A 23000-nucleotide genomic window follows, 5' to 3' on the forward strand; every position below is an offset into this window, starting at 1 on the left:
GAACTAGGCGACGTGCAGGCGGTCGCGGACGTCGCGGACCCGCGGCCACCAGGCGGCGAGGCGTTCGGCGGCGGCGAGCGCGGTGCGGGCGGCGGCGTTGTCGCGGCGGGCCATGTGCGCGCGGGCCAAGGTCGCGAAGTCGTCCGCCTTGGACAGCGGCGAGGTGGCGTGGTCCGCGCCGGACGCGGCCAGCCGCGCCGCCTCGTCCGCGTCGCCCTCCAGCAGCGCCAGCAACCCCTTCGTCCCGTTCAGCCGGTACGCCGGGTAGCCGAGCGAGATGGCGTCCTCCATCGCCTTCCGCGCGATCGGCAGCACCTCGTCGGCGGGCAGCTGGCCGGATTCCGCGGCGCAGCAGCCCAACCCGGCGAGGCCCGCCAGCACGTAGGACAGCTCGCGCGGCGGCAGGTCGGCCGCCGCGATGTGCCCCACCAGCTTCAGCACCGCCTCCGCGTACTCGCCGCGCGCCTCGTGCATGGTGATCTGGCAGTTGATCGTGGTGTCCAGGCCGGGGTGCAGCGCGGCCAGCCGGTTCACCACCACCTGCGCGCGGGCCACGTCCCCGTCCTGCAACGCCTCGTGCGCGCGCGCCGCCAGCGGGCTTGCCAGGAACTCGGTGCGCCGCGGTTCCTCCATCCGCGGCAACCCGAACAGCAGCCAGCCGGTCGAGGTGGCCAGCGGCGCCCGCCGCGGCCACAACTTGTGCAGCATCAGCGGCGTCACCGCGATCAGCAGCCCGCGTCCGAACGATCCCTCCGCCAGCAGCCAGCACGCCAGCACGGCACCGATCCCGGCCACCGCCGACGTCACGCCCGCCAGCCAGCAGCGCAGGATCACCGGGCTGCGCCACGGCCCGATCTCGGAGGCCAGTTCCAGCGGCAGCGCCCGCAACGTGATCGTGGTGCGCCCCACCCGCCAGGTCGCGATGCCGCGCAGCGAACCGATCACGACGTGCCGGATGCGCAGCCCGAACACCGCCGCCCCGGTCAGCAACCCCAGTTGCGTGATCATCGGCAGTGCGACGACCCCGGCGAGCGCGCCCAGCACGCCCCACCCGAACCCGCCGGGACCGCTGCCCGCGACGCCTTCCACGACCCCCACGGCCACCAGGCCGGACAGCGCGGCCACCACCCACGGCCGAAACCACTGACGCAACGTCCCCATGGGCAGAGGACCTTACGGGAACGATCGCCGCCACCACGGCGGTTTCCGGTGCGGAGCCCGTCTCGATCCGCGGCGCGGACGCCGTGCGCGGCACCGGATTCCGGGCGCGGCGCGGAGAACCGGGCCGCACCGGCCACCCGATAGGCTGATCCGCGCGGCCGGTGGACCGAGCTCGGGGACGCGGATCCGCCGCCGCCAACGGACCTTCGAACAGGATGAGGAACTTCTGTGGCACCGGTTTCGGCAGGCGCTCCGCGCGGCACCCGGGTCGGCGGCGCGGTCCTCGCGCTGCTCGCGTGCATCTCGCTGGTGAGCGGGTGCTCGCGGGTGATCAGCGGCACCCCCACCGCGGAAGGCGGGCCCGCCGCCGACGACGTGGCCGGACTGCCCGTGAACGACGGACCCACCGGGCCCCGCGCGGGCGTCGCCGACGCCGACCTGGTGGTGGAGGGCACCGACCGCGGCGAGATCGACGGGCTCGCCCGCAACGCCGTCTCCGACGTCCAGGACTACTGGAAGGCCGAGTTCCCCGACGCCTTCGACGGCAAGGAGTTCGACCCGGTCGGCAAGTTCGTCTCCTACGACTCCACGGCGCTCGGCGGCGCGCTCTGCGGCCAGCAGACCCGCGGGCTGTCCAACGCGTTCTACTGCGGCGAGGAGGACCTCGTCGCCTGGGACCGCGCGGACCTGCTGCCGCGGCTGAGCAACAGCTTCGGGCCGATCGCCGTCGTCACCGTCCTCGCGCACGAGATGGGCCACGCCGTGCAGCAGCGCGCCGGGACCGTCGGGGAGCAGGACTCGACGCTGGTCTCCGAGCAGCAGGCCGACTGCTTCACCGGCTCCTTCTTCCGGCACGTCGCCGAAGGCGGCGCGCAGCACTTCCAGGTCTCCACCGGCGACGGCCTGAACCAGGTCATGGGCGTGCTCAGCTACATCCGCGACACCCCGGGCGAGAGCGACTTCACCGGCGCCGACGCGCACGGCAGCGCCTTCGACCGGGTCACCGCCTTCCAGTACGGCTTCAGCGACGGGCCGAAGCGCTGCGCCGAGATGGACGCCGAGGACGTCAAGCAGCGCACCACCCAGTTCCGGTTCTGGAAGCAGGCGCAGGAGACCGACCTGCCCGTCGACGAGAAGAACCTGGCCGCCGTGCAGGAGAGCCTCCGGCTGGTCTTCAAGGACACCGGGGCGCTGCCGCCGCACCTGGTGACCGAACCGCTCGCCTGCGCGGGGGTGCGCAGCACCAGCCCCGTCGCCTACTGCCCCGGCACCAACACGGTGTCGTTGAGCCTCGACGACCTGCAGCGGATCGCGACCCCGCCCGCGAAGGACGACGCGAACTCCGGCTACGGCGACTTCGCCGCGTACGCCCAGGTCGCGTCCCGCTACGCGCTGTCCGTGCAGGACGCCGCCGGGCTGCCGCTGACCGGGCAGAACGCGGGGCTGCGCACCGCGTGCATGGTCGGCGCCTGGAGCGGATTGCTGGTGGAGGACCCGATCGGGCGGCGCAACCCGGTGGGCGAACTGCGGATGGCGCCCGGGGACATCGACGAGGGGGTGGCCGCGCTGCTCGGCGACGACAGCCTCATCGCCGCCGATGTCGACGGCCGGCAGGTGCCCGCGGGCTTCGCCCGGGTCGAAGCCTTCCGCCTCGGCTTCCAGGACGGTTTCTCCCCCTGCAGCACCCAGTACTCCGCCGGACCCGCCTGAGACGCGACCGCGGGAGCATTGCGGCGGGCGGCGAACGACGGGCGGTGGTTGCGCCGTTCGGCGTGCAACGGCGGCCGGGTCCGCGCGTCCTCCGGACATGGCTGGATGGCGGGAACTCGGGTGGGACGGACTGATCAACGGCCGCGAGCTGGGCGGCGTGCCGGTGCGCGACGGCTACGTGCGCTGGGGCGCCGTCGTCCGCGCCGGGAACCCGGTGCGGTTGAGCGCCGAGGGCTGGGCGGCGCTGTGGGCGCACGGGGTGCGCACCGTCGTCGACCTCACCGACGGCGTCGAGGACGGCCCGGACCGGGCGCCGCGGCCCGCCGGGCTCAGCACGCTGCACCTGCCGCTGGACGATCCCGGGGACGCCGAGTTCCGGGACCGCTGGGGCGGCGCGCTGTCCTGCACCCCGCTGTACTACCCGGCGTTCGTGCGGCGCTACCCGCGGCGGCTGGCCGAGGTGGTCGGCGCGATCGCCACCGCCCGCCCGGGCGGGGTGCTGGTGCACTGCGGTAGCGGGCGGGACCGGACCGGGTTGGTGGTGCTGGTGCTGCTCGGCCTGCTGGGCGCCTCCGCCGAGGTCATCGCCGCCGACCACGCGCTCAGCCACGCCCCGCTGCGCGCGGTCGCCGCCGCCGAGGGCAGACCGGACGACGCCCCGGAGATCCGGCGGCTGCTCGCCGCCCACGGCAGCAGCACCGCCGCCGTGGTCCGCGAGGTCGTCGAGGCCCGCGACCTGGCCGCCGATCTGCTCGCGGCGGGCCTGACCGGCGGGGAGCTCACCGCGCCGCGGGAGCGCGCCCTCGGCCGCGTCCGCCCGGCCCGCCCCATCGACACCCCGTTCCTGCACGGCTGAGCCGGCCCCTCCCGCGCTGCCGGGCCGTGCTGCCGCACCGCGGCGGGAGCCGACCGGCGGGGCGTCCGCCGCGTCACAGCCTGACCGGCGGAAAACCGGTGGCGGCGTTCTCTATCCTGGAACGAAGTATGGGTACGTCACCTGTGAGCTCCCCGCTGGCCGATCTGCGCGGCCGCCTGCCCGAGCTGATGTTCAACGACCAGCGCAGGCTCCGCCGCCGCATCGAAGGCGCCCGCAAGATCCGCGACGCCGCGGCGCTGGACTCGGTCACCGGCGAGATCACCGCCGAGGTCGCGGCCGCCGAACAGCGGGTCGAGCGCCGCCGCGCCGCGGTCCCGCGCATCACCTACCCCGAGCAGCTGCCGGTCAGCGCGCGCCGCGACGACCTGCTGGCGGCGATCCGGGACAACCAGGTGGTGATCGTCGCGGGCGAGACCGGCTCCGGGAAGACGACCCAGCTGCCGAAGATGTGTCTGGAGCTGGGGCGCGGCATCCAGGGCGGCATCGGCCACACCCAGCCGCGCCGGATCGCGGCCCGCACCGTCGCCGAACGCGTCGCCGAGGAGCTCGGCACCGAGCTGGGCGAGGCGATCGGCTACCAGGTGCGGTTCACCGAGCGCGCGGGCGAGTCGACGCTGGTGAAGCTGATGACCGACGGCATCCTGCTCGCCGAGATCCAGCGGGACCGGCTGCTGCGCCGCTACGACACGCTCATCATCGACGAGGCGCACGAGCGCAGCCTCAACATCGACTTCATCCTCGGCTACCTCAAGCAGCTGCTGCCGCGCCGCCCCGACCTCAAGGTGATCATCACCTCGGCGACGATCGACCCGGAGCGGTTCTCCCGGCACTTCGACGACGCCCCCGTCGTGGAGGTCTCCGGCCGCACCTACCCGGTCGAGGTCCGCTACCGGCCGCTGGTGGAGGAACCGGACGACCCGGACCTGCCCGCGCTCGAACGGGACCAGACGCAGGCGATCTGCGAGGCCGTCGACGAGCTCGGCGCCGAAGGCGACGGGGACGTGCTGGTGTTCCTCAGCGGTGAGCGGGAGATCCGCGACACCGCCGACGCGCTGGAGCAGCTGAAGCTGCGGAACACGGAGGTGCTGCCGCTGTACGCGCGGCTCTCCGCCGCCGAGCAGCACCGCGCGTTCCAACCGCACACCGGCAGGCGCGTCGTGCTCGCCACCAACGTCGCCGAGACCTCGCTGACGGTGCCCGGCATCAAGTACGTGATCGACCCGGGCACCGCCCGCATCTCCCGGTACAGCTTCCGCACCAAGGTGCAGCGGCTGCCGATCGAGCCGGTGTCGCAGGCGTCGGCGAACCAGCGCAAGGGCCGTTGCGGCCGCGTGTCCGAGGGCGTCTGCATCCGGTTGTACTCCGAGCAGGACTTCGAGTCCCGGCCGGAGTTCACCGACCCGGAGATCCTGCGCACCAACCTCGCCTCGGTGATCCTGCAGATGACCTCGCTGGGCCTCGGCGACGTGGCCGAGTTCCCGTTCCTGGAGCCGCCGGACCGCCGCCAGATCACCGACGGCGTGAACCTGCTGCACGAGCTGGGCGCGCTGGACACCGGCGAGCAGGACGGGAAGCGCACGCTCACCCCCGTCGGCCGCACCCTCGCGCAGCTGCCCGTCGACCCGCGGCTGGCGCGGATGGTGCTGGCCGCGGACCGCAACGGCTGCCTGCACGAGACGCTCGTCATCGCCGCCGCACTGTCCATCCAGGACCCGCGGGAGCGCCCCGCCGAGCACCAGCAGGCGGCGGGGGAGAAGCACGCCCGGTTCACCGACGAGGGCTCGGACTTCCTGGCGTTCCTGAACCTGTGGAACCACTTGCGGGAGCAGCAGCGCGCGCTGTCGTCGAACCAGTTCCGCAAGCAGTGCAAGGCGGACTTCCTCAACCACCTGCGGGTGCGCGAGTGGCAGGACCTGTACTCGCAGCTGCGGCAGATGGTGAAGTCGCTGGACATGACGCTCAACGACAACCCGGCCGCGCCCGAGCTGGTGCACCGCTCGCTGCTGGCCGGGCTGCTGTCGCACATCGGGCTCAAGGACGTCGACGAGAAGAAGCAGAGCGGCAAGCGCCAGCGCGGCGCCACCGAATACCTGGGAGCGCGCAGCGCCAAGTTCGCGATCTTCCCCGGCTCGGCCCTGTTCAAGAAGCCACCGCGGTTCGTGATGTCCGCCGAGCTCGTCGAGACCTCCCGGCTGTGGGCGCGGGTCAACGCCCGCGTCGAACCCGAGTGGGTGGAGCAGCTCGCCGGGCACCTGGTGAAGCGCAGCTACAGCGAACCGCACTGGGAGAAGAAGCGGGCCGCCGTCGTCGCCGCCGAGAAGGTCACGCTGTACGGGGTGCCGCTGGTCGCCGACCGCAAGGTGAACTACGGCCGCGTCGAACCGGAGCTGTGCCGGGAGCTGTTCATCCGGCACGCGCTGGTGGAGGGCGACTGGGACACGAACCACCGGTTCTTCCACGACAACCGCGCGCTGCTGGCCGAGGTGGAGGGCCTGGAGGAACGGGCCCGCCGCCGCGACATCCTCGTCGACGACGAAACGCTGTTCGAGTTCTACGACCAGCGGGTCGGCGCCGAGGTCGTCTCCGGCAGGCACTTCGACAGCTGGTGGAAGAAGACCCGCCGCGAGCAGCCGGACCTGCTCAACTTCGAGAAGTCCATGCTCATCAACCAGGAGTCGGCGCGGGTCACCGACCACGACTACCCGGACGCCTGGCAGCAGGGCGGGCACCGGCTGGAGCTGACCTACCAGTTCGAGCCGGGCGCGGACGCCGACGGCGTCACCGCGCACGTCCCGCTGGCGGTGCTCAACCAGATCGAACCGGCCGGGTTCGACTGGCAGATCCCGGGCCTGCGCGAGGAACTCGTCGTCGCGCTGATCAAATCGCTGCCGAAGTCGTTGCGGCGCAACTTCGTCCCGGTGCCCGACCACGCGAAGGCCGCGCTGTCCCGGATGCCCGCGCTGCAGGGCGACCTGGTCGGGGCGCTCAGCGACCAGCTGCGGCGGATGACCGGGGTGACGGTGCCGCCGGGCGAGTTCGACGTGGACTCGCTGGCCGACCACCTGTCGATGTCGTTCCGCGTCATCGACGGCGACGGGAAGAAGCTCGCCGAGTCGAAGGACCTGGAGGAGCTGAAGCGGCGGCTGCGGCCGAAGCTGCGCGCCGAGATCTCCGCGGCCGCGGGCACCGTGGAACGCGCCGGGCTGGACTCGTGGAACTTCGGGGAACTGCCCCGCACCTTCGAGCAGGATCGCGGCGGGAACGCGGTGAAGGCCTACCCGTCGCTGGTGGACGAGGGCGATTCCGTCGCGGTCCGCATGTTCGACACCGAGGCCGAGCAGCGCCGCGCGCTGTGGGACGGCACCCGCCGGTTGCTGCTGCTGAACCTGCCGTCGCCGGTGAAGTCGTTGCAGCGCGGCATGAACGCCCGCACCCGCGTGGTGCTGGGCACCGCCCCGCACGGCGATCTGGGGCTGCTGCTGCAGGACTGCGCGAGCTGCGCGGTGGACAAGCTCGTCGCCGACGCGGGCGGCCCGGTGTGGAGCCAGGACGGGTTCGCGGCGCTGCAGGCGAAGGTGCGCGCCGGGCTCGGCCCGGTCACCGCCGACGCCGCCGCCAAGGTGGAGAAGGTCCTCGACGCGGCGCAGCGGGCCCGCTCGGCGCTCGCCGACCGGGCGCCGACCATGCCGGCCGATTCGCGCGCCGACGTCGAGGAGCAGCTCTCCGGCCTGCTGCACCCGGGGTTCGTCACCGAGGCCGGGTGGGCGCGGTTGCCGGACCTGGAGCGCTACCTGCGGGCCGTGGAGCAGCGGCTGGAGAAGGTCCAGCACCACCCGCAGCGGGACCGGCAGTGGATGGCGCAGGTCGACGAGGTGCGGGACCGCTACCTGGACGCGCTGGACGCGGTGCCGGACGGGCACGCGCCCGCGCCGGAACTCCTCGACGTCGGCTGGATGATCGAGGAGTTCCGCGTCTCCCTGTTCGCGCAGTCGATCGGCACCCCGAAGGCGGTGTCGGCCAAGCGGATCCACCGGGCCCTGGACAAGGCGCTGCGCTGATCAGGTGGCGGGGGAGACGGTGAGCCCGAGCGCCCCCGGCCCGGCGTGGGCGCCGATGATGGCGCTGGTCTCGGCGACGACGACGCGGCGGGCCTGCGGGAGCTGCGAGCGCAGCTGCTCGGCGATCTCGTGGGCGCGTTCGCCGTACTGGAAGTGCTCGATGCCGATGTCCACCGGCCCGTCGCCGGCGCGGGCGACGGCTTCGCGCACGGCCTTCTTCAGCGCCCGCTCCGGTCCGCGGCCCTTGACCATCGGTTCCAGGATGCCTTCGCGCAGCACCAGCACCGGTTTGATGGACAGCGCCTGCCCGAAGAAGGCCTGGGCGCGGCCCACGCGGCCGCTGCGGCGCAGGTATTCCAGGGTGTCCACGTAGATCATCTGGGTGGTGCTGCGCAGCCTGCGGTCCAGCACGCCGAGCACGCCCTGGGTGCTGCCGCCCGCGGCGGCGGCCTCGGCGGCGGCGATCACCGGGAACCCCATGCCGAGCCCGCACAGCCGCGAGTCGACCACGAACACCGGCAGGCTGATCTCCTCCGCGGCGGTGCGCGCGGACTGGCAGGTCTGGGAGAGGCCTTCGGAGATGTGCACGGAGACGATCGCCTCGGCCCCGGAGGAGGCGGCGTCGTTGTAGTTCCAGAAGAACGCTGGTGGCGGCGGCGGTCCCGTTTCGACGTGGGTGCCGTCGCGCATCGCCTGCGCGAGTTCCGAGTGCGGGATGCGGCGTTCGTCGTTCTCCTGGTCGCCGATCGTGAGTTCCAGCTGGATCACGCAGATGTTCAGCTGATCGGCGACGTCGGGCGGGATCGAGGCGGTGGAGTCCGTCACGATGGCGACGTGGTGCTTCATGGCGTGCAGGCTAGTCACTTGTGAAAGTTTTCAGATCTTGGCCGGGGGAAGTTCCGGGGCGGACTTCCGCGGGACTGGTGGAAAGTCCTGGCGACGACGTGAGTACCGTCACGGGAAACCTCGGTTGTGCAGGGGCTACCGGCAAGTAACATCCGGGGTGGGCGGCGTCACTGTGCCACCACCAGTGCGCCGTGGCAAGGTCGAACTTCCCGGTAGCGGTGTCATCGCACCGAACGGAAGCCCCGCGCAACCGCGCGAAACGCAAGCGAAGCCGACGTGAAGTCCGCAGGAGGTCGAAGAGGACCCATGAACATCGTCGTCCTGGTGAAGCAGGTGCCCGACACGTGGTCCGAGCGCAAGCTCAAAGACTCCGACCACACGCTCGACCGCGAGTCGGCGGACGCCGTGCTGGATGAGATCAACGAACGTGCGGTGGAAGAGGCGCTGCTGATCAAGGAGGCGCAGGGCGGTGAGGTGACCGTCGTGGCGATGGGTCCGGACCGCGCCACCGACGCGATCCGCAAGGCGCTGTCGATGGGCGCGGACAAGGCGGTGCACCTCTCCGACGAGGCGCTGGCCGGTTCCGACGCGGTCTCCACCGCCAAGGCCCTCGCCAAGGTCGTCGGCACCGTCGACTCCGTGGACCTGGTGATCGCGGGCAACGAGGCCACCGACGGCCGCGTGGGCGCGGTCCCGGCGATGCTGGCCGAGCTGCTGGGCCTGCCGCAGCTGACCTACGCGCGCAAGGTCACCACCGACGGCTCGACCATCAGCATCGAGCGCGAGACCGACGCGGGCATCATCAGCCTGGAGGCGAACCTGCCCGCGGTCGTGTCGGTCACCGAGAAGATCAACGAGCCGCGGTACCCGTCCTTCAAGGGCATCATGGCCGCCAAGAAGAAGCCGGTCTCCGTGCTGACCCTGGCCGACGCCGGCATCGACGCGTCCGAGGTCGGACTGGCCGGTGCCGGGTCGAAGGTCGTGGAGTCCGCGCCGAAGCCGCCGAAGCAGGCCGGCCAGCGCGTCAACGACGAGGGCGACGGCGGCACCAAGATCGTCGAGTTCTTGGCCGCCGAGAAGCTGGTCTGAGTCCTAGGTTCGCGAGGAGATGAAAGACATGTCTGAGGTTCTGGTCCTCGTCGACCACTCCGGCGGTGAGGTCAAGAAGGTCACCCTGGAGCTGCTGACCGCCGCCCGCCGCCTCGGCGCACCGTCCGCGGTCGTCGTCGGCGAGCCCGGTGAAGCGGGCAAGCTGGCCGATGTGCTGGCGTCCTACGGCGCCGAGAAGGTGTACGCGGCCGAGTCCGCCGACACCGCGTCCTACCTGGTCACCCCGGCCGTCGACGTGCTCGCGTCGCTGGTCGGCTCGGCCTCCCCGGCCGCGGTGCTGGTACCGGGCTCGATCGACGGCAAGGAGATCGCGGGCCGGCTGGCCGTGCGGCTCGGTTCGGGTCTGCTCTCGGAGGTCGTCGACATCGACGGCGACGGGATCGGCTCGCACTCGCTGTTCGGCGGCACCTACAACGCCAAGGCCCAGGTCACCACCGGCACGCCGGTCGTGACCGTGCTGCCCGGCAGCGTCGAGGCCGAGCAGGCCGCCGGCGCCGGTGCCCAGGAAGCGGTCGAGGTGCCCGCGGTCGACGCCGCGAAGAACGCCAAGATCACCGGCGTGCAGCCCGCCGAGGCCGGGGACCGCCCCGAGCTCACCGAGGCGTCCGTGGTCGTCTCCGGGGGCCGCGGCGTCGGTTCGGCCGAGTCGTTCGACGTCGTCGAGAAGCTCGCCGACTCGCTCGGCGCCGCCGTCGGCGCCTCCCGCGCCGCGGTCGACTCCGGCTACTACCCGCACCAGTTCCAGGTCGGGCAGACCGGCAAGACCGTCTCGCCGCAGCTCTACATCGCCCTCGGGATCTCCGGCGCCATCCAGCACCGCGCCGGGATGCAGACCTCGAAGACGATCGTGGCGGTCAACAAGGACGCCGAGGCGCCGATCTTCGAGATCGCCGACTACGGCGTCGTGGGCGACCTGTTCAAGGTCGCCCCGCAGCTGACCGACGAGGTCGGCAAGCGCAAGGGCTGAGCCCTCCGCTGAGCCGAGAACGGGCCGCACCCCGCACCGGGGCGCGGCCCGTTCTCGTCGTACGGACGGGCTCCTCGGCGGCGGCCACCGCCGGAGCCCGGCCGCGGGTCAGCGGTGCTCGTCGCGGCCCTGGCAGGCGAGCTTGTCGGCGCGCTCGTTCTCCGGGTGGCCGTTGTGGCCCTTCACCCAGTTCCACGTCACCTCGCCGTGCCGCTGCACCTCGGCGTCCAGGCGCTGCCACAGGTCCGCGTTCTTCACCGGCTTCTTCGCCGAGGTCAACCAGCCGTTGCGCTTCCAGCCGCGCATCCACTCCGAGATGCCCTTGAGCACGTAGGTGCTGTCGCTGAACACCCGCACCTGCGGCATCGGGCGGGTCAGCGCGGCCAGCCCCTCGATGACCGCGGTGAGCTCCATCTTGTTGTTCGTGGTGGCGGGCTCCCCGCCGTGCAGCTCGCGCTCGTGGTCGCCGTAGCGCAGCACCACGCCCCACCCGCCGGGGCCGGGGTTGCCGCTGCAGGCGCCGTCGGTGAACAGTTCCACGAGGTTCCGGTCGGGCTCAGGCATCCCGCAAACCTACTTCCCGGGCCGCGGCGACCCGCGAGGCGGACCGCATCGATCGAGTACCGCGCATTCACCGAAAGTTCCTGCTGCGTGCCCTCGTCCGATCTACTGCGCTTCCTGCGCGCGGCGATACACCTTCAGGCATGTCCGAGTCGCAGCTGCTTGCCAGCACCGCGCCCGCAGGATCGCCCGCCACCGACGGCGCCCACTACTCGCTGCTCGTCGCCAGGGACACCGAGGAGGTGCGGGCCGCCCAACGCCTGCGCTACCAGGTGTTCGCCGAGGAGATGGGCGCCACCGTGCACGCCGACCTGCCCGGCGTGGAGACCGATCCGTTCGACGACTTCTGCGATCACCTGATCGTCCGCGGCGACCGCTCCGGGGCGGTCGTCGGGACCTACCGGATGCTCCCGCCGGAACGCGCGCACGCCGCCGGGAAGCTGTACTCCGAGGGCGAGTTCGACCTGGGCTCGCTCACCTCGCTGCGCCCGGCCCTGGTCGAGACCGGCCGGTCCTGCGTGCACCGCGACCACCGCTCCGGCGCGGTGGTGAGCCTGGTGTGGGCGGGGATCGCCCGCTACATGCTGCTGTCCGGCCACACCTGGCTCGCCGGGTGCGCCTCGGTGCCGCTGGACGACGGCGGGCCGCTGGCGGCGAAGGTGTGGGACACCGTGTCCGCGAAGCACGCCTCGCCGCCCGAGCTGCAGGTGCGGCCCTACCTGCCGTGGGACCCGGACGGGGTGCCGCGCACCCACCGCGGGCCGCTGCCGCCGCTGCTGAAGGGCTACCTGCGGCTCGGGGCCTGGGTGTGCGGGCCGCCCGCGCACGACCCGGAGTTCGGGGTCGCGGACTTCTTCGTGCTGCTCAACTTCACCGAGATCGACCAGCGGTACCTGCGGTTCTTCCTGGGCGCGTCGGCATGACGCACCCGTGGTTCCCGGACTCCCCGTGCGGTCCCGGATGCCTGCCCGGGCCGGGGAGCCCGCGGGCCGGCACCCACCTGGTGGTGCTGCGGTTGTCCCGCGCGGTGGCGCTGCTGCTGCTGGGCGTGGCGCTGGCGGTGGTGTTCGCGCTGCTGCGCGGCTCGCTGCGCACCGCGCTGGTGCGGGCCTGGTTCCGGGCGCTGCTGCGCGCGTTCGGGGTGCGGTTCGTGGTGCGCGGCGAGCTCGGGAGCTCCGGCTGCCTGGTGGTCACCGACCACGTGTCCTGGCTGGACGTGGTGGCGCTGATGGCGGTGCGGCCGATGCGGTTGCTGGCGAAGATCGAACTGCGGGCCTGGCCGGTGGTGGGACCGCTGGCCACCCGCGTCGGCACCCTCTACATCGACCGGGAGCGGCTTTCGGCGCTGCCCGCCGCGATCGGCGCGCTCGCCGACGCGCTGCGCGGTGGTGCCGTCGTCGGCGCCTTCCCGGAGGGCACCACCTGGTGCGGCCGGGCCTCCGGGCGCTACCGGCCCGCGGTGTTCCAGGCGGCGCTGGACGCGGGGGTGCCGGTGCGGCCGGTGGCCCTGCGGTTCCGCACCGGGGCCGGGGAGCCCACCACGGTCGCCGCGTTCGTCGGGGCGGCGACCCTGCTGGACTCGGTGCTCGCGGTGGCGCGGGCGCGGGACCTGGTGGTGGAGTTCGAGGTGCTGCCGGAGCTGGCGACCGGCAGCCGGGCCGAGCTGGCCCGCCGCGCACGGCACGCCGTCGCCCGAGCCACCTCCGCAGCGGAACGGCACCCCGCCCACCGGCACCGCTGCGCCCCGCACCCGCTCCCGTCGGCGGCCTGATCACCGCTGGACGAACGCGGCAGCGGGCCGGTGTCGGGGACGTCCGCTCCTCGTCAGCGGCGCGGCCGCTGAACGGCGACCCGGCACCGTCCTGGCGGAAGGGCCCCGGGGGCCGCTAGCGGTGGCCCCACGCCTGCACGAACGCGGGGGAGAGATCCCAGAAACCCGGGTCCCGCAGCAGGCGGTGGAACTCCGCCAGCTCGTCCGCCGACACCCGGCCGTCGGTGAGCAGCCGCTCCGCCGACATCGCCACGCCGCGCCGCCAGAACTCGGTGAGGTCCGTGCCGCCGCGCAGGTGCCAGGTGGCCGAGCGCGCCCCGACGTCCCGATAGCCGAGCTCCAGCAGCGATCCGGGCTGGCGCCGGGACCAGCCGCTGTCGGTGCCCACGACCTCCCGCAGCAGGTCGCTCCACCGCCGCAGCACCTCGCTGTAGACCGGGTTCGGCGAACCGCCCAGCGGGAACCAGCCGAACGACTCGACCAGCACGACGCCCCCGGGCCGCAACCAGTCCCGCATCCGGCGCAGCACCTCGTCGCGCTCGCGGAGGTGGGACAGCACCAGCCGGGCGTGGATCACGTCGAACGACTCCGGCGGGAACACCTCGCGGACCACGTCGTGGCGCAGCACGGTCAGGTTCGGGCGCGGGTCGCGCTCCAGCAGGGAGGTCTGCACGTCGGTCGCGACCACCTCGCCGTCGGGGACCTGCTCGCACCACCACCGGGCGATCGACCCGGAGCCGGCGCCGACCTCCAGACAGCGGGCGTCCGGCCGGGTGCCGAGTTCGGCGAGCAGGCGGGTGGTCTCCGGGTCGAAGATCCGGCACAGCAGGCCGAGCCGCACCTCCTCGTCGGCGTCCAGGGTGAACAGGGTGTCGCCGTACTTCTCCATCGTCCTCTTCCGCCGTCGTGGGCCGTCCGGACGTTCCGGTGCCCGGGTCACTCCTGGCCGGTGTAGGCGGCGAGGGTGCGGTCGGCGGCGGCGCGCGCCTCCGGTTCCGGGGTGCCCGCGGCCACGCTCGCCTCGTACCAGGCTTCGGAGCCGGCGCGCAGGAACCGCAGGCCTTCCTCGGACGCCAGCCACTCCGGGCCCTCCTCCGGGGTGATCCCGCCCTCCGGCGCCAGGTGCGAGGCGAGGCCGAGCAGCATCGAGTCCCAGCCGAGCCCGACCGCACCCGGCCCGTACTGCGCCCAGCGCTGCTCGGACACGTGCGCCACGTGCTCCAGCTCCAGTTCGGTGCCGCCGTCGGCGGGGCGCAGCCGCACCTCGATCCAGCTCACCTCGCCGCCGAACTCCCAGGTCGCGGCGAAGGAGCGCGGCGGATCGCAGCGCTGCACGGTGCCGCCCGCGTGCCCCTCCAGCTGGTAGTGGCCGCCGAGCCGCAGCTCCCCGCTGATCGGCAGGAACCAGTGCGGGATCCGCTCGGCGCTCGTCACCGCGTCCCAGACCTCGTCGAGCGGCGCGTCCAGCCGCTCGGCGAGCACCGCGACCCGCGCGGGACCGGTCTCCAGTTCGCGGGTGCCGACGGTGCGCCGCACCGCGGCCAACTGCTGCTGGGCGTCGACCATGACCTGCTCCTCCGTGGTGGCGGCTCGCTCCGGGGCCAGCCTAGGAGCGACCGCCGGCGTCCGGCCCGGCGCAGGTCGCGCACCGCCGAACGGTGGACCCGGCTGGACTTCGACCGGGGTGCGGGTTGCAGGCTCACCGGGTGACGATCGACGACGAAGCCACCGAGTCCGCCCGTCCTTCGACCAGCGCGCTGTGGAGCCCGCAGCGGCGGAACTTCACCGCCGGACTGGTCCTCGTCATCACCCTCGCCGCGTTCGAGGCGATGGGCATCGGGACCGCGCTGCCGACGATCGTGCGCGAATGGGGCGCCGAGCAGTGGTACTCGTGGCCGTTCACGATCTTCATGGCGGCCAGCGCCATCGGCACGGTCGTCGCGGGCCGGATCTGCGACCGGCGCGGTCCCGCGGTCCCGCTGCTGGTGGCGATGCCGACGTTCGCGGCGGGCCTGGTGCTCGCCGGGTTCGCGCCGGGGATGCCGGTGCTGCTGGTGGCCCGCGCGCTGCAGGGGCTCGGTGCCGGGGCGCAGATCGTCGCGCTGTACGTGCTGATCGCCCGCGTCTACCCGGAGCGGGACCGACCTGCCGCGTTCGGCGCGCTGTCCGCGGCCTGGGTGGTGCCCGCGCTGCTCGGGCCGGTGGTGGCGGGGGCGCTGACCGAGCACGTGGGCTGGCGCTGGGTGTTCCTCGGGTTGGCGCCGCTGATGGTGCTCGGGGCGCTGCTGCTGGTGCCGACGGTGCGGCGGATCGGTTCCGAGGGCGAACCGGACGCCGCGCCCGTTCCGGGGCTGCCGCTGGCGGCGGTAGGCGCCGCCGCCGGGACCGTGGGGCTGAACTGGGCGGCGCAGGACCTGTCCGGTTCGGCCGGGGGAGTGCAGTTGCCGGTGCTGGTCGCGGGACTGGTCGGGTTGCTGGTGCTGGTGCCGTCGCTGCGGGTGCTGCTGCCCAGCGGTACCGGGACCGGGCGGCCCGGCATCCCGGTGATGGTGCTCGCGCGCGGCCTGCTCGCCGGGGTGTTCTTCACCGCGCAGGCGTTCGTGCCGCTGACCCTGTCCGTGGTGCACGGGTTCTCGCCGACCGCGGCGGGCGTCCCGCTGACCGTCGGCTCGCTCGGCTGGAGCGTCGGGGCGCTGTGGCAGAGCCGCCGGGCCGGTGCGCGCCGGGAGCACCTGGTGGGGTCCGGGCTGGTGCTGGTGGCGATCGCGGTGGCCGGGCTGGTGCTGATCGCCCCGGCCGGCGGCTCGGCGTGGCCGGTGTTCGTGCTGTGGTCGCTCGGCGGGGTGGGGATGGGGCTCGGCGTGGCCAGCACCTCGGTGCGGGTGCTGGCGCTGTCGGCGCCGGAGCAGCGCGGGTTCCACTCCTCGGCGCTGCAGATCTCCGACATGCTCGGGCAGGCCCTGCTGGTGGCGCTCGGCGGCGTCCTGGTGGCGGCGCCGGGCCCCCCCCGGGGGGGCCCCCCCGCGGGGGGGGGGCGGGGGCGCGGGGGGGGGGGGGGGGGCCGGGGAGAGGGGCGGCCCGGGGGGGGGCCCCCCCCGGGGGCGGTTAACACCCCCCATTGGGGGGGGGGGCCGGGGGGGGGGGTGGGGGGGGGGGGGGGGGGGGCGGGGGGGGGCGGGGGGGGGGCCCCCCCCGCGGGGGTGGTGCCGCTGGACCTGGGGCTGGCGGTGATCGCCGTGCTCGGTGCCGTCCGCGTGTTCCGCAGCGGCCGGGCGTGACCGAGCACCTGGCACGGCGAGTCGGGTGATGAGCCTGCATTACCCTGGTGGGGCGATGACTTACCTCGACCACGCGGCCACCACGCCCATGCGGGCGGAAGCGGTCACGGCGATGAGCGGGGCGTTGGCCCGGTTGGGCAACGCCTCGTCCCTGCACACCTCGGGCCGCCGGGCCCGCCGCGCCGTGGAGGAGTCCCGCGAGACCATCGCCACCGCCCTCGGCGCCCGGCCCTCCGAAGTGCTGTTCACCGGCGGCGGCACCGAGAGCGACAACCTCGCGGTGAAGGGCATCTTCTGGGCCCGCCGCGGCGCGGACCCGGCGCGCGACCGGGTGCTGGCCTCCGCGGTGGAGCACCACGCGGTGCTCGACACCGTGGAGTGGCTCGCCGAGCACGAAGGCGCCGACGTCACCTGGCTGCCCGTCGACGAGCACGGCCGGGTGCGCCCCGAGGCGTTCGAGGAGGCGCTGCGCGCCGATCCCGACCGCGTCGCGCTGGCCACCGTGATGTGGGCCAACAACGAGGTCGGCACCGTCAACCCGATCCCGGAGCTCGCCGCGATCGCCGACCGCTACGGGGTGCCGCTGCACACCGACGCGGTGCAGGCCGTGGACACCGTGCCGGTCGACTTCGCCGCCTCCGGCGCCGCCGCGCTCACCATGACCGGGCACAAGGTCGGCGGCCCCTACGGAGCGGGCGTGCTGCTGCTGGCGCGCGACGTGCCGTGCACCCCGCTGCAGCACGGCGGCGGCCAGGAGCGGGAGGTGCGCTCCGGAACGCTCGACGTGCCCGGGGTGATCGGCCTGGCCACCGCGACCCGCGAAGCCGTCGAGCAGCGCGCCGCGCACGTGCCCGCGGTCGCCGCGCTGCGCGACGAACTCCTCGCCGGGGTGCGCGCGGCGGTGCCGGACGTGGTGCTCAACGGCGACCCGGACCTGTCGGTGACCGGACCGGCGCCGGCGCGGCTGCCCGGCAACGCGCACCTGACCTTCCCCGGCTGCGAGGGCGACAGCCTGCTGATGCTGCTGGACGCGCACGGCATCGAGTGCTCCACCGGTTCCGCCTGCACCGCGGGCGTCGCCGAACCGAGCCACGTGCTGCTGGCGATGGGGGCCGAACCGCGGGCGGCGCGCGGCTCGCTGCGGTTCTCCCTGGGACACGACTCCACCGGCGCCGACGTGCGGGCGCTGACCGAGGCCATCGGGCCGGTGGTGGAACGGGCGCGCAACGCCGGGCTGACCGGGTTGCGCCGTGCGGCGGCGCGGACGACCGCCACGACGGAGGTGTGAGGCAGTGCGAGTACTGGCTGCGATGAGCGGCGGGGTGGACTCCGCGGTCGCCGCCGCCCGCGCGGTGGAGGCCGGCCACGACGTGACCGGCGTGCACCTGGCGCTGTCGGCGAAACCGGGGACGCTGCGCACCGGCGCCCGCGGCTGCTGCACCATCGAGGACTCCCGCGACGCGCGGCGCGCCGCCGACATCCTCGGCATCCCGTTCTACGTGTGGGACTTCGCCGAGCGGTTCACCGAGGAGGTCATCGAGACCTTCGTCGGCGAGTACGCCGCCGGCCGCACCCCGAACCCGTGCCTCACCTGCAACGAGAAGATCAAGTTCGAGGCGTTGCTGGAGAAGGCGATGGCGCTCGGCTTCGACGCCGTGTGCACCGGCCACTACGCGCGGCTCGTCGTGCAGGACGGCGTGCCGGAGCTGCGCCGCAGCCGCGACGAGGGCAAGGACCAGTCCTACGTGCTGGCCTCGCTGACCGCGGAGCAGCTGCGGCACTCGATGTTCCCGCTGGGCGACTCGCTGAAGTCCGAGGTGCGGGCCGAGGCGGAGCGCCGCGACCTGGCCGTCGCGCAGAAGCCGGACAGCCACGACATCTGCTTCATCCCCGACGGCGACACCCGCTCCTTCCTGGAGTCGAAGCTCGGGCAGACCCCGGGTGAGCTGGTGGACGCCGAGACCGGCGCGGTCCTCGGCAAGCACACCGGCGTGCACGGGTTCACCGTCGGGCAGCGCAAGGGCCTCGGCATCGACGCCCCCGCGCCGGACGGCAAACCGCGCTACGTCCTGTCGCTGGAACCGGTGTCGGGCACCGTGAAGGTCGGCTCGGCCGACCACCTCGGGGTGACCGGGATCGACGCGAAGCGGCCGATCTGGCCGTCCGAGCGGGAACTGGACGGGTCCACCGAGTGCGTGGTGCAGGTGCGCGCGCACGGCGGCACGGCGGGGGCCGTCGCCGAGGTCGCGGACGGCGGCCTGCGCGTCGAGCTCACCGAACCGCTGCGCGGCGTGGCCCCTGGCCAGGCGATCGTGCTGTACCGCCCGGAACCCGAGGGCGATCTGGTCCTCGGCAGCGGCCTCATCTCGGCGACCCGCTGAGGATCCTCCGGCCCGCTCGGCTGAACGGCCCACCCGCCCGATCTCGGGCCGGTGGGCCGTTCAGCCGAGCAGCGGCCGCCGCGCCGGATCCCCTCGGGCCGCCGTGCAGCCGGTGCGTCAGCGGGTCTTGAGGATCGCTTCGAGCTCGTCCAGGGCCGCGACGGCCTGGGAGTAGCCGAAGACGTACAGGTTGTGGAACGGGATCCCGCGCCGCTCGCGAACGGCGGGCAGGTTCTGGAACGCGCCCTGCCCGAGCAGCGCCTCCATCGCCGGTTCCGCCGAACCGTCCGGGTTCACCTGGTACAGCAGCACATCGGTGTCGTTGAGCACGCCCAGCTGCTCGTAGGAGTGCTCGACGGCGCTGCCGGTCTTGCCTTCCGCGGCGGAGCCGAACCGGGCGCCCGCCTCGGCGAGCACGACGCCGCTCCACGAGTCCGGCAGGCACAGGTTCCAGCTGCCGGAGCTGAACGAGGCCACCAGGTTGAACCGGGTGCGGCCCAGCGCGTCCGCGTAGGTCTCGCGGATCTTCTTCGCCCGCGCGAGGTAGTCGTCGCGCAGCCGGTTCATCGGCTCCGGCCGGTTCACGATGTTCGCGGCCTGCAACGCCATCTCCTGCCACTCGCCGGACACCCGGGAGGTGAGGATGACGGTCGGCGCGATGCCGGACAGCTGCTCGTAGGTGCTGCCGCCGGTGAGGGTGAACGCGCTGTTGCCGATGATCAGGTCGGGGTGCATGGAGATCACCCGTTCCATCTCCGGCTGGTAGCCGCCGACGCGGGGCAGCTGCTCGTAGGCCGCCTTGTGCTGCTGCGGCATCCAGTCGTCGAGGCCGTCGACGGTGGCCGCGGGCCGGATGCCGACGTCCAGCAGCGCGATGGTGGCGTACTGGTCGAGGCACACGACGCGCTGCGGGTCGGCCGGGATGGTCACCGGGCCCAGGTGCGAGTCGACGCTGCGGGTCGCCCCTTCGGGTTCGGCGGCGCCGCCTCCTCCCGCGCAGCCCGCGGCGCCCAGCACGGCGAGCACCCCCGCGGCTTGCAGCAACCCGCGGCGCGAGAGCGCGGACGTCCCGGACGACAGGGGCATGGAGTACTCCTTCGCAGAACCGGCGCGCCCGAGCGGGTGACACCGAAGGACGGTAAGCATGGTTAGCCTAACCTAGCGTGCGCATCCCGCCTGCCGGTCCGCCCGTGGGCGCCGCCGATAATGGGGGCGTGAGTGACGCAGCGTGGAACCCCGGGATCGCCACCGCCATCGGCTCGATGCCGGGAACGGATCCGCTGGAAGCCGCCCGCGTCGTGCTGGGCGAGCTGCCGGACCTGATGCCGTTCCCGGAGCTGCCCGCGCGCGGAGTGGGTGCCGACATCCTCGGCCGCACCGCCGGGCTGCTCGTCGACCTCGCCGTCGAGGTCGTGCCCTCCGGCTACCGCGTCGCGGGCCGCCCCGGCCGGGACCACCGCCGCGCCCTGGACCTGCTGCGGTGGGACCTGGACGCCGTCGAGCAGGCCGTCGCCGAAGCCGGTGCGCCGCGCGCGGTCAAGGTGCAGGCCGCCGGACCGTGGACGCTCGCGGCCGGCATCGAGCTGGAGCGCGGGCACCGGGTGCTCACCGACCCGGGCGCGCTGCGGGACTTCGCCGAATCCCTCGGGGAAGGACTCCGGGTGCACGCCGCGCAGGTCGCCGCCCGCACCGGCGCACCCGTCGTGGTGCAGCTGGACGAACCGTCGTTGCCCGCGGTGCTCGCCGGGAACCTGCCCACCCCGTCCGGCTACGGCCAGGTGCCCGCGGTGCCCGGGCCGGAGGCGCAGCGACTGCTCGCGGACCTGATCGACGGTCTCGCCGCCGCCACCGGGCAGCCGGTGATCGTGCACTGCTGCGCGTCCCGGCCGCCGGTGCGGCTGCTGCGCGGCGCGGGCGCCGGGACGATCTCGCTGGACGCCACTCGGCTCGGCTCGGTCACCGGGGCGTTCGCCGACGAGCTCGGCGAAGCGTGGGAGGAGGGCACCCGGCTGCTGCTCGGCCTGGTCCCCGCCGTCGACCCGGAACACCGCCCGGATCCGCGGGAACTCGCCCGGCCCGGGCTGGAACTGGCCGCCCGCCTCGGTTTCGCGCCGAAGGCGCTGCTGGAACGCGCCGCGGTGAGCCCGTCCTGCGGGCTGGCCGGGGCCTCCCCGGAGTGGGCGCGGCGGGCGCCCGCGGTGGCGCGACAGGTCAACGAAGTGTTCGCGGAAGCGGCCGAACGCTAGCGGTGGCGCGAGGTTCGCCCCGATGAGCAAGATCGTTAGTGCCGTTCACATCACCTGGATGTCCCAGCGATGGTAAGAAACCAGACGTGTCGAACACCGGGGAAGTCGAGCGGTTCGGATGGGTGCACCGCAGCACCGTCCAGGACGCCGCGTGCTTGACCTTCGTGCGCGGCACCGGCCTCGACGCGATCGCGGGGCGGTTCGGCGCCATCACCGAACACCGGCGCCCCCTCGACTTCGACGAGTACTGCGAAGAGGCCTTCGCCCACCAGGACCGCTATCCGGTGATCGGGCTGCGCAGCGCCGGGGAGTGGACGCTGGTCGCCGAGGACGGCGGTTTCCAGGGCAGCAGGCCGGAGGTGCTGCGCCAGGTCAGCCGCGGCACCGAAGTCGTCTCGGCGTTCTGGAACGTCAACGCGCTCACCCAGTTCAGCCACGCCGTCGACGGCGAGGTGCGCACGTCCTTCGAAGCGCTGATGCCCGCGTTCCGCCAGGGGACCCGGCCCGACGGGCTCGAAGAGGTCCGCGCCGGACTCCCGTGGGCGGGCAGCGGACCGGGGGAGCGCGGGGCGGACACCATCGAGCTGATGCTGGCGCTGGCCGCCCGCATCACCGGTGAACCGCTGACCCCGGAGTGGTTCGACGGGGACTTCGCCACCTACCCGGTCGCGGCCTGGCCGCTGGACCTGCCCAGCTCCCCGGAGGCGTTGCTCGACGAGGTGGGGCTGGGCCAGATCGGCATCCGGCCCGCCGCCGAGGACTTCGAGGCCGAACCCACCGAACTGCTCGACCTGGTGCGCAGCGCGGGTCCCGCCCGGTGCCGGCGGGCTGCGGTGAACGTGGCGCGGCACGTGCTGGACCTGACCGCGGGCCACGACCAGCTGGTGGTGGCCGCGACGCTGCGCGGGCTGGAGGACGGGGCCGAACCGGACGGCACCGCCATCGGCGAAGTGGTGCGGCTGCGCCGGTGGGAGCTGCACCGAGCACCGGTGACGAGCGTGGACCGCGCGCGGGTGCGGGCGCTGGAAGTGCTGCGGCAGGCCACGAACCGCGATCCGCTGACCGCGCTGCTCGGTGCGCTGGCCGAGGCGGGCAGGCTGCGGATCGAACGCCGCGACCTCACCGACCTGGTGACCGCGGCCCTGACCTGATCGGCCGCGGGACGGGATCTTCCGGAACGGCCGCGGGAATCGGGGCCGGGGCGGCACAATGGCCGCATGCTGAGGTTCTTCCGCCGCCGCACCGCCCAGGACGCGCCCGACGAGGTCGACGACGTGGCCGCCGACGCGCGGGCGAAGGCGGCGGAGTTCTGGCGCCGCTGGGACGAACTGCTGCCGCGAGTGGCCGCGGCCCTCGGCGAAGGTGCCCCGCAGCAGCTGGACGCGGAGCTGGCGGCGGCCGTCACGGCGTTGCACCCGGACCTGGCGTTCTCCCTGGAGCAGGGTGGGCGCACCCCTTACGCGCTCGTCGTCAGCGGCCAGGCCGATCCGCGGGTGCGGCCTTACACCGACGCGTGGCTGGCCGCCGCTCCCACCGGCGATTCGCTGTTCGAGTACCACGACGCGGTGCCGCCGGTGCCGGATCCGACGCAGGTCGTGGTGAACCTGGCGGGTGAGCGCTGGCCGCTGGCCGACGTGCGGGTGTTCGCCCAGGTCGACGAGGCCGAGGGCGTGGTGGACGTGGCCGTGTACCACCCGGGTTTCGCCGCGATGGAGCCCGCGGCCCGCTCGGCGCTGACCTTCCTGCCGCTGGACGCCGCGCTCGGCGAGCGGCTCGCCGCGGACCGCCTCGGCCGGGTGGAGACCGCCGAGCGGGAACCACAGGGCGCGATCGGGCTGCTGGAGTTCCGCGAACTGGTCCGCGGCGTGGGCGCCGCGGCCCGGCCGGACGACGCGGGGTGATTCCGAGCCCCACCCGGACCGGTGGCGGAGCCGCCGCCCGGTAGCCCGCGGTGACCGCACCGGCCGGGTCGCGGCCCGGGCGCGCCGCGGGGCCGGGTGATCCGCGCGAGCTGTCGGGGTGGCTCGTTAGGCT

Annotated in this window: 19 protein-coding genes; 13 read left to right on the forward strand and 6 right to left on the reverse strand. The window is 73.8% G+C overall.

Annotated features, from left to right (window positions below):
* Window positions 1–3: 3 nt before the first annotated feature.
* Entirely contained in the window at window positions 4–1161 is a 1158-nt protein-coding gene (locus LCD35_RS01815; RefSeq protein WP_224977498.1) for a hypothetical protein, read from the reverse strand.
* Between the two features lie 228 nt (window positions 1162–1389).
* Here LCD35_RS01815 and LCD35_RS01820 point away from each other — a divergent pair, with 228 nt between their 5' ends.
* The 3 genes from LCD35_RS01820 to hrpA all read left to right on the forward strand — a co-directional run bounded on the left by LCD35_RS01820 (window position 1390) and on the right by hrpA (window position 7806).
* A complete protein-coding gene (locus tag LCD35_RS01820; RefSeq protein ID WP_224956441.1) occupies window positions 1390–2871 on the forward strand; it encodes a neutral zinc metallopeptidase in 1482 nt (493 codons plus the stop codon).
* A gap of 97 nt (window positions 2872–2968) precedes the next feature.
* Window positions 2969–3727, forward strand: a complete 759-nt coding sequence (locus LCD35_RS01825; protein WP_225043616.1) for a tyrosine-protein phosphatase — start codon at window positions 2969–2971, stop codon at window positions 3725–3727.
* A gap of 128 nt (window positions 3728–3855) precedes the next feature.
* Entirely contained in the window at window positions 3856–7806 is a 3951-nt protein-coding gene (hrpA, locus tag LCD35_RS01830; RefSeq protein WP_225043617.1) for an ATP-dependent RNA helicase HrpA, read from the forward strand.
* Here hrpA and LCD35_RS01835 read toward each other — a convergent pair whose 3' ends face one another.
* Window positions 7807–8652, reverse strand: coding sequence for a DegV family protein (locus LCD35_RS01835; RefSeq protein ID WP_224956444.1), 846 nt, complete (start codon window positions 8650–8652; stop codon window positions 7807–7809).
* A 306-nt stretch (window positions 8653–8958) separates the two neighbouring features.
* Between LCD35_RS01835 and LCD35_RS01840 the strand changes: the two genes are divergently transcribed.
* Window positions 8959–9741 carry an electron transfer flavoprotein subunit beta/FixA family protein gene (locus LCD35_RS01840; RefSeq protein WP_224956445.1) on the forward strand — a complete coding sequence of 261 codons (783 nt, stop codon included), beginning with the start codon at window positions 8959–8961 and terminating at the stop codon, window positions 9739–9741.
* Between the two features lie 28 nt (window positions 9742–9769).
* Window positions 9770–10729, forward strand: coding sequence for an electron transfer flavoprotein subunit alpha/FixB family protein (locus LCD35_RS01845; protein ID WP_225043618.1), 960 nt, complete (start codon window positions 9770–9772; stop codon window positions 10727–10729).
* Between the two features lie 108 nt (window positions 10730–10837).
* Here the strand turns inward: LCD35_RS01845 and rnhA are convergent, their stop codons facing one another.
* Window positions 10838–11293 carry a ribonuclease HI gene (rnhA, locus tag LCD35_RS01850; RefSeq protein ID WP_224956447.1) on the reverse strand — a complete coding sequence of 152 codons (456 nt, stop codon included), beginning with the start codon at window positions 11291–11293 and terminating at the stop codon, window positions 10838–10840.
* A 140-nt stretch (window positions 11294–11433) separates the two neighbouring features.
* On the opposite strand from rnhA, the gene LCD35_RS01855 reads away from it, so the two are divergent.
* Together LCD35_RS01855 and LCD35_RS01860 are read left to right on the forward strand one after the other, a co-directional pair.
* Window positions 11434–12213, forward strand: coding sequence for a GNAT family N-acetyltransferase (locus LCD35_RS01855; protein ID WP_224977495.1), 780 nt, complete (start codon window positions 11434–11436; stop codon window positions 12211–12213).
* Window positions 12210–13061 (forward strand): 1-acyl-sn-glycerol-3-phosphate acyltransferase, encoded by an 852-nt coding sequence (locus LCD35_RS01860; protein WP_224956449.1) that lies wholly within the window; start codon window positions 12210–12212, stop codon window positions 13059–13061. The genes LCD35_RS01855 and LCD35_RS01860 overlap by 4 nt, the downstream gene beginning before the upstream one ends.
* A gap of 115 nt (window positions 13062–13176) precedes the next feature.
* Here LCD35_RS01860 and LCD35_RS01865 read toward each other — a convergent pair whose 3' ends face one another.
* Window positions 13177–13950: a class I SAM-dependent methyltransferase gene (locus LCD35_RS01865; protein ID WP_225043619.1), complete on the reverse strand. Its 774-nt coding sequence runs from the start codon at window positions 13948–13950 to the stop codon at window positions 13177–13179.
* Between the two features lie 47 nt (window positions 13951–13997).
* Window positions 13998–14627: an SRPBCC family protein gene (locus LCD35_RS01870; protein ID WP_225043620.1), complete on the reverse strand. Its 630-nt coding sequence runs from the start codon at window positions 14625–14627 to the stop codon at window positions 13998–14000.
* Between the two features lie 140 nt (window positions 14628–14767).
* On the opposite strand from LCD35_RS01870, the gene LCD35_RS30270 reads away from it, so the two are divergent.
* The 3 genes from LCD35_RS30270 to mnmA are packed head-to-tail and all read left to right on the forward strand — an operon-like array spanning window position 14768 to window position 18720.
* Complete coding sequence (locus LCD35_RS30270) at window positions 14768–16339, forward strand: MFS transporter (protein WP_308016867.1); 1572 nt, start codon at window positions 14768–14770, stop codon at window positions 16337–16339.
* Between the two features lie 55 nt (window positions 16340–16394).
* The gene (locus LCD35_RS01885; protein WP_224956452.1) at window positions 16395–17627 is read left to right on the forward strand and encodes a cysteine desulfurase family protein; all 1233 of its coding nucleotides are present in this window, start codon (window positions 16395–16397) and stop codon (window positions 17625–17627) included.
* A gap of 4 nt (window positions 17628–17631) precedes the next feature.
* Window positions 17632–18720: a tRNA 2-thiouridine(34) synthase MnmA gene (mnmA, locus tag LCD35_RS01890; RefSeq protein ID WP_224956453.1), complete on the forward strand. Its 1089-nt coding sequence runs from the start codon at window positions 17632–17634 to the stop codon at window positions 18718–18720.
* A gap of 117 nt (window positions 18721–18837) precedes the next feature.
* On the opposite strand, the gene LCD35_RS01895 is transcribed toward mnmA, so the two are convergent.
* Window positions 18838–19806, reverse strand: coding sequence for an ABC transporter substrate-binding protein (locus tag LCD35_RS01895; protein ID WP_224956454.1), 969 nt, complete (start codon window positions 19804–19806; stop codon window positions 18838–18840).
* Window positions 19807–19934: 128 nt separating this feature from the next.
* Here LCD35_RS01895 and LCD35_RS01900 point away from each other — a divergent pair, with 128 nt between their 5' ends.
* The 3 genes from LCD35_RS01900 to LCD35_RS01910 all read left to right on the forward strand — a co-directional run bounded on the left by LCD35_RS01900 (window position 19935) and on the right by LCD35_RS01910 (window position 22867).
* Window positions 19935–20966: a methionine synthase gene (locus tag LCD35_RS01900; protein ID WP_224956455.1), complete on the forward strand. Its 1032-nt coding sequence runs from the start codon at window positions 19935–19937 to the stop codon at window positions 20964–20966.
* An 86-nt stretch (window positions 20967–21052) separates the two neighbouring features.
* Entirely contained in the window at window positions 21053–22117 is a 1065-nt protein-coding gene (locus LCD35_RS01905; RefSeq protein ID WP_224956457.1) for a DUF6461 domain-containing protein, read from the forward strand.
* Between the two features lie 66 nt (window positions 22118–22183).
* Window positions 22184–22867, forward strand: a complete 684-nt coding sequence (locus tag LCD35_RS01910) for a hypothetical protein (RefSeq protein WP_224966755.1) — start codon at window positions 22184–22186, stop codon at window positions 22865–22867.
* Window positions 22868–23000 lie beyond the last annotated feature (133 nt).

Source organism: Saccharopolyspora sp. 6V, from assembly GCF_020176785.1.
GTDB classification, from domain to species: domain Bacteria; phylum Actinomycetota; class Actinomycetes; order Mycobacteriales; family Pseudonocardiaceae; genus Saccharopolyspora_C; species Saccharopolyspora_C gregorii.

Bases quoted from the DNA above. Each gene is read 5' to 3' on its own strand.
- LCD35_RS01815 (WP_224977498.1), bottom strand. From the start codon at position 1,161: ATGGGGACGTTGCGTCAGTGGTTTCGGCCGTGGGTGGTGGCCGCGCTG.
- LCD35_RS01825 (WP_225043616.1), top strand. From the start codon at position 2,969: ATGGCTGGATGGCGGGAACTCGGGTGGGACGGACTGATCAACGGCCGC.
- hrpA (WP_225043617.1), top strand. From the start codon at position 3,856: ATGGGTACGTCACCTGTGAGCTCCCCGCTGGCCGATCTGCGCGGCCGC.
- LCD35_RS01835 (WP_224956444.1), bottom strand. From the start codon at position 8,652: ATGAAGCACCACGTCGCCATCGTGACGGACTCCACCGCCTCGATCCCG.
- LCD35_RS01840 (WP_224956445.1), top strand. From the start codon at position 8,959: ATGAACATCGTCGTCCTGGTGAAGCAGGTGCCCGACACGTGGTCCGAG.
- LCD35_RS01845 (WP_225043618.1), top strand. From the start codon at position 9,770: ATGTCTGAGGTTCTGGTCCTCGTCGACCACTCCGGCGGTGAGGTCAAG.
- rnhA (WP_224956447.1), bottom strand. From the start codon at position 11,293: ATGCCTGAGCCCGACCGGAACCTCGTGGAACTGTTCACCGACGGCGCC.
- LCD35_RS01855 (WP_224977495.1), top strand. From the start codon at position 11,434: ATGTCCGAGTCGCAGCTGCTTGCCAGCACCGCGCCCGCAGGATCGCCC.
- LCD35_RS01860 (WP_224956449.1), top strand. From the start codon at position 12,210: ATGACGCACCCGTGGTTCCCGGACTCCCCGTGCGGTCCCGGATGCCTG.
- LCD35_RS01865 (WP_225043619.1), bottom strand. From the start codon at position 13,950: ATGGAGAAGTACGGCGACACCCTGTTCACCCTGGACGCCGACGAGGAG.
- LCD35_RS01870 (WP_225043620.1), bottom strand. From the start codon at position 14,627: ATGGTCGACGCCCAGCAGCAGTTGGCCGCGGTGCGGCGCACCGTCGGC.
- LCD35_RS01885 (WP_224956452.1), top strand. From the start codon at position 16,395: ATGACTTACCTCGACCACGCGGCCACCACGCCCATGCGGGCGGAAGCG.
- LCD35_RS01895 (WP_224956454.1), bottom strand. From the start codon at position 19,806: ATGCCCCTGTCGTCCGGGACGTCCGCGCTCTCGCGCCGCGGGTTGCTG.
- LCD35_RS01910 (WP_224966755.1), top strand. From the start codon at position 22,184: ATGCTGAGGTTCTTCCGCCGCCGCACCGCCCAGGACGCGCCCGACGAG.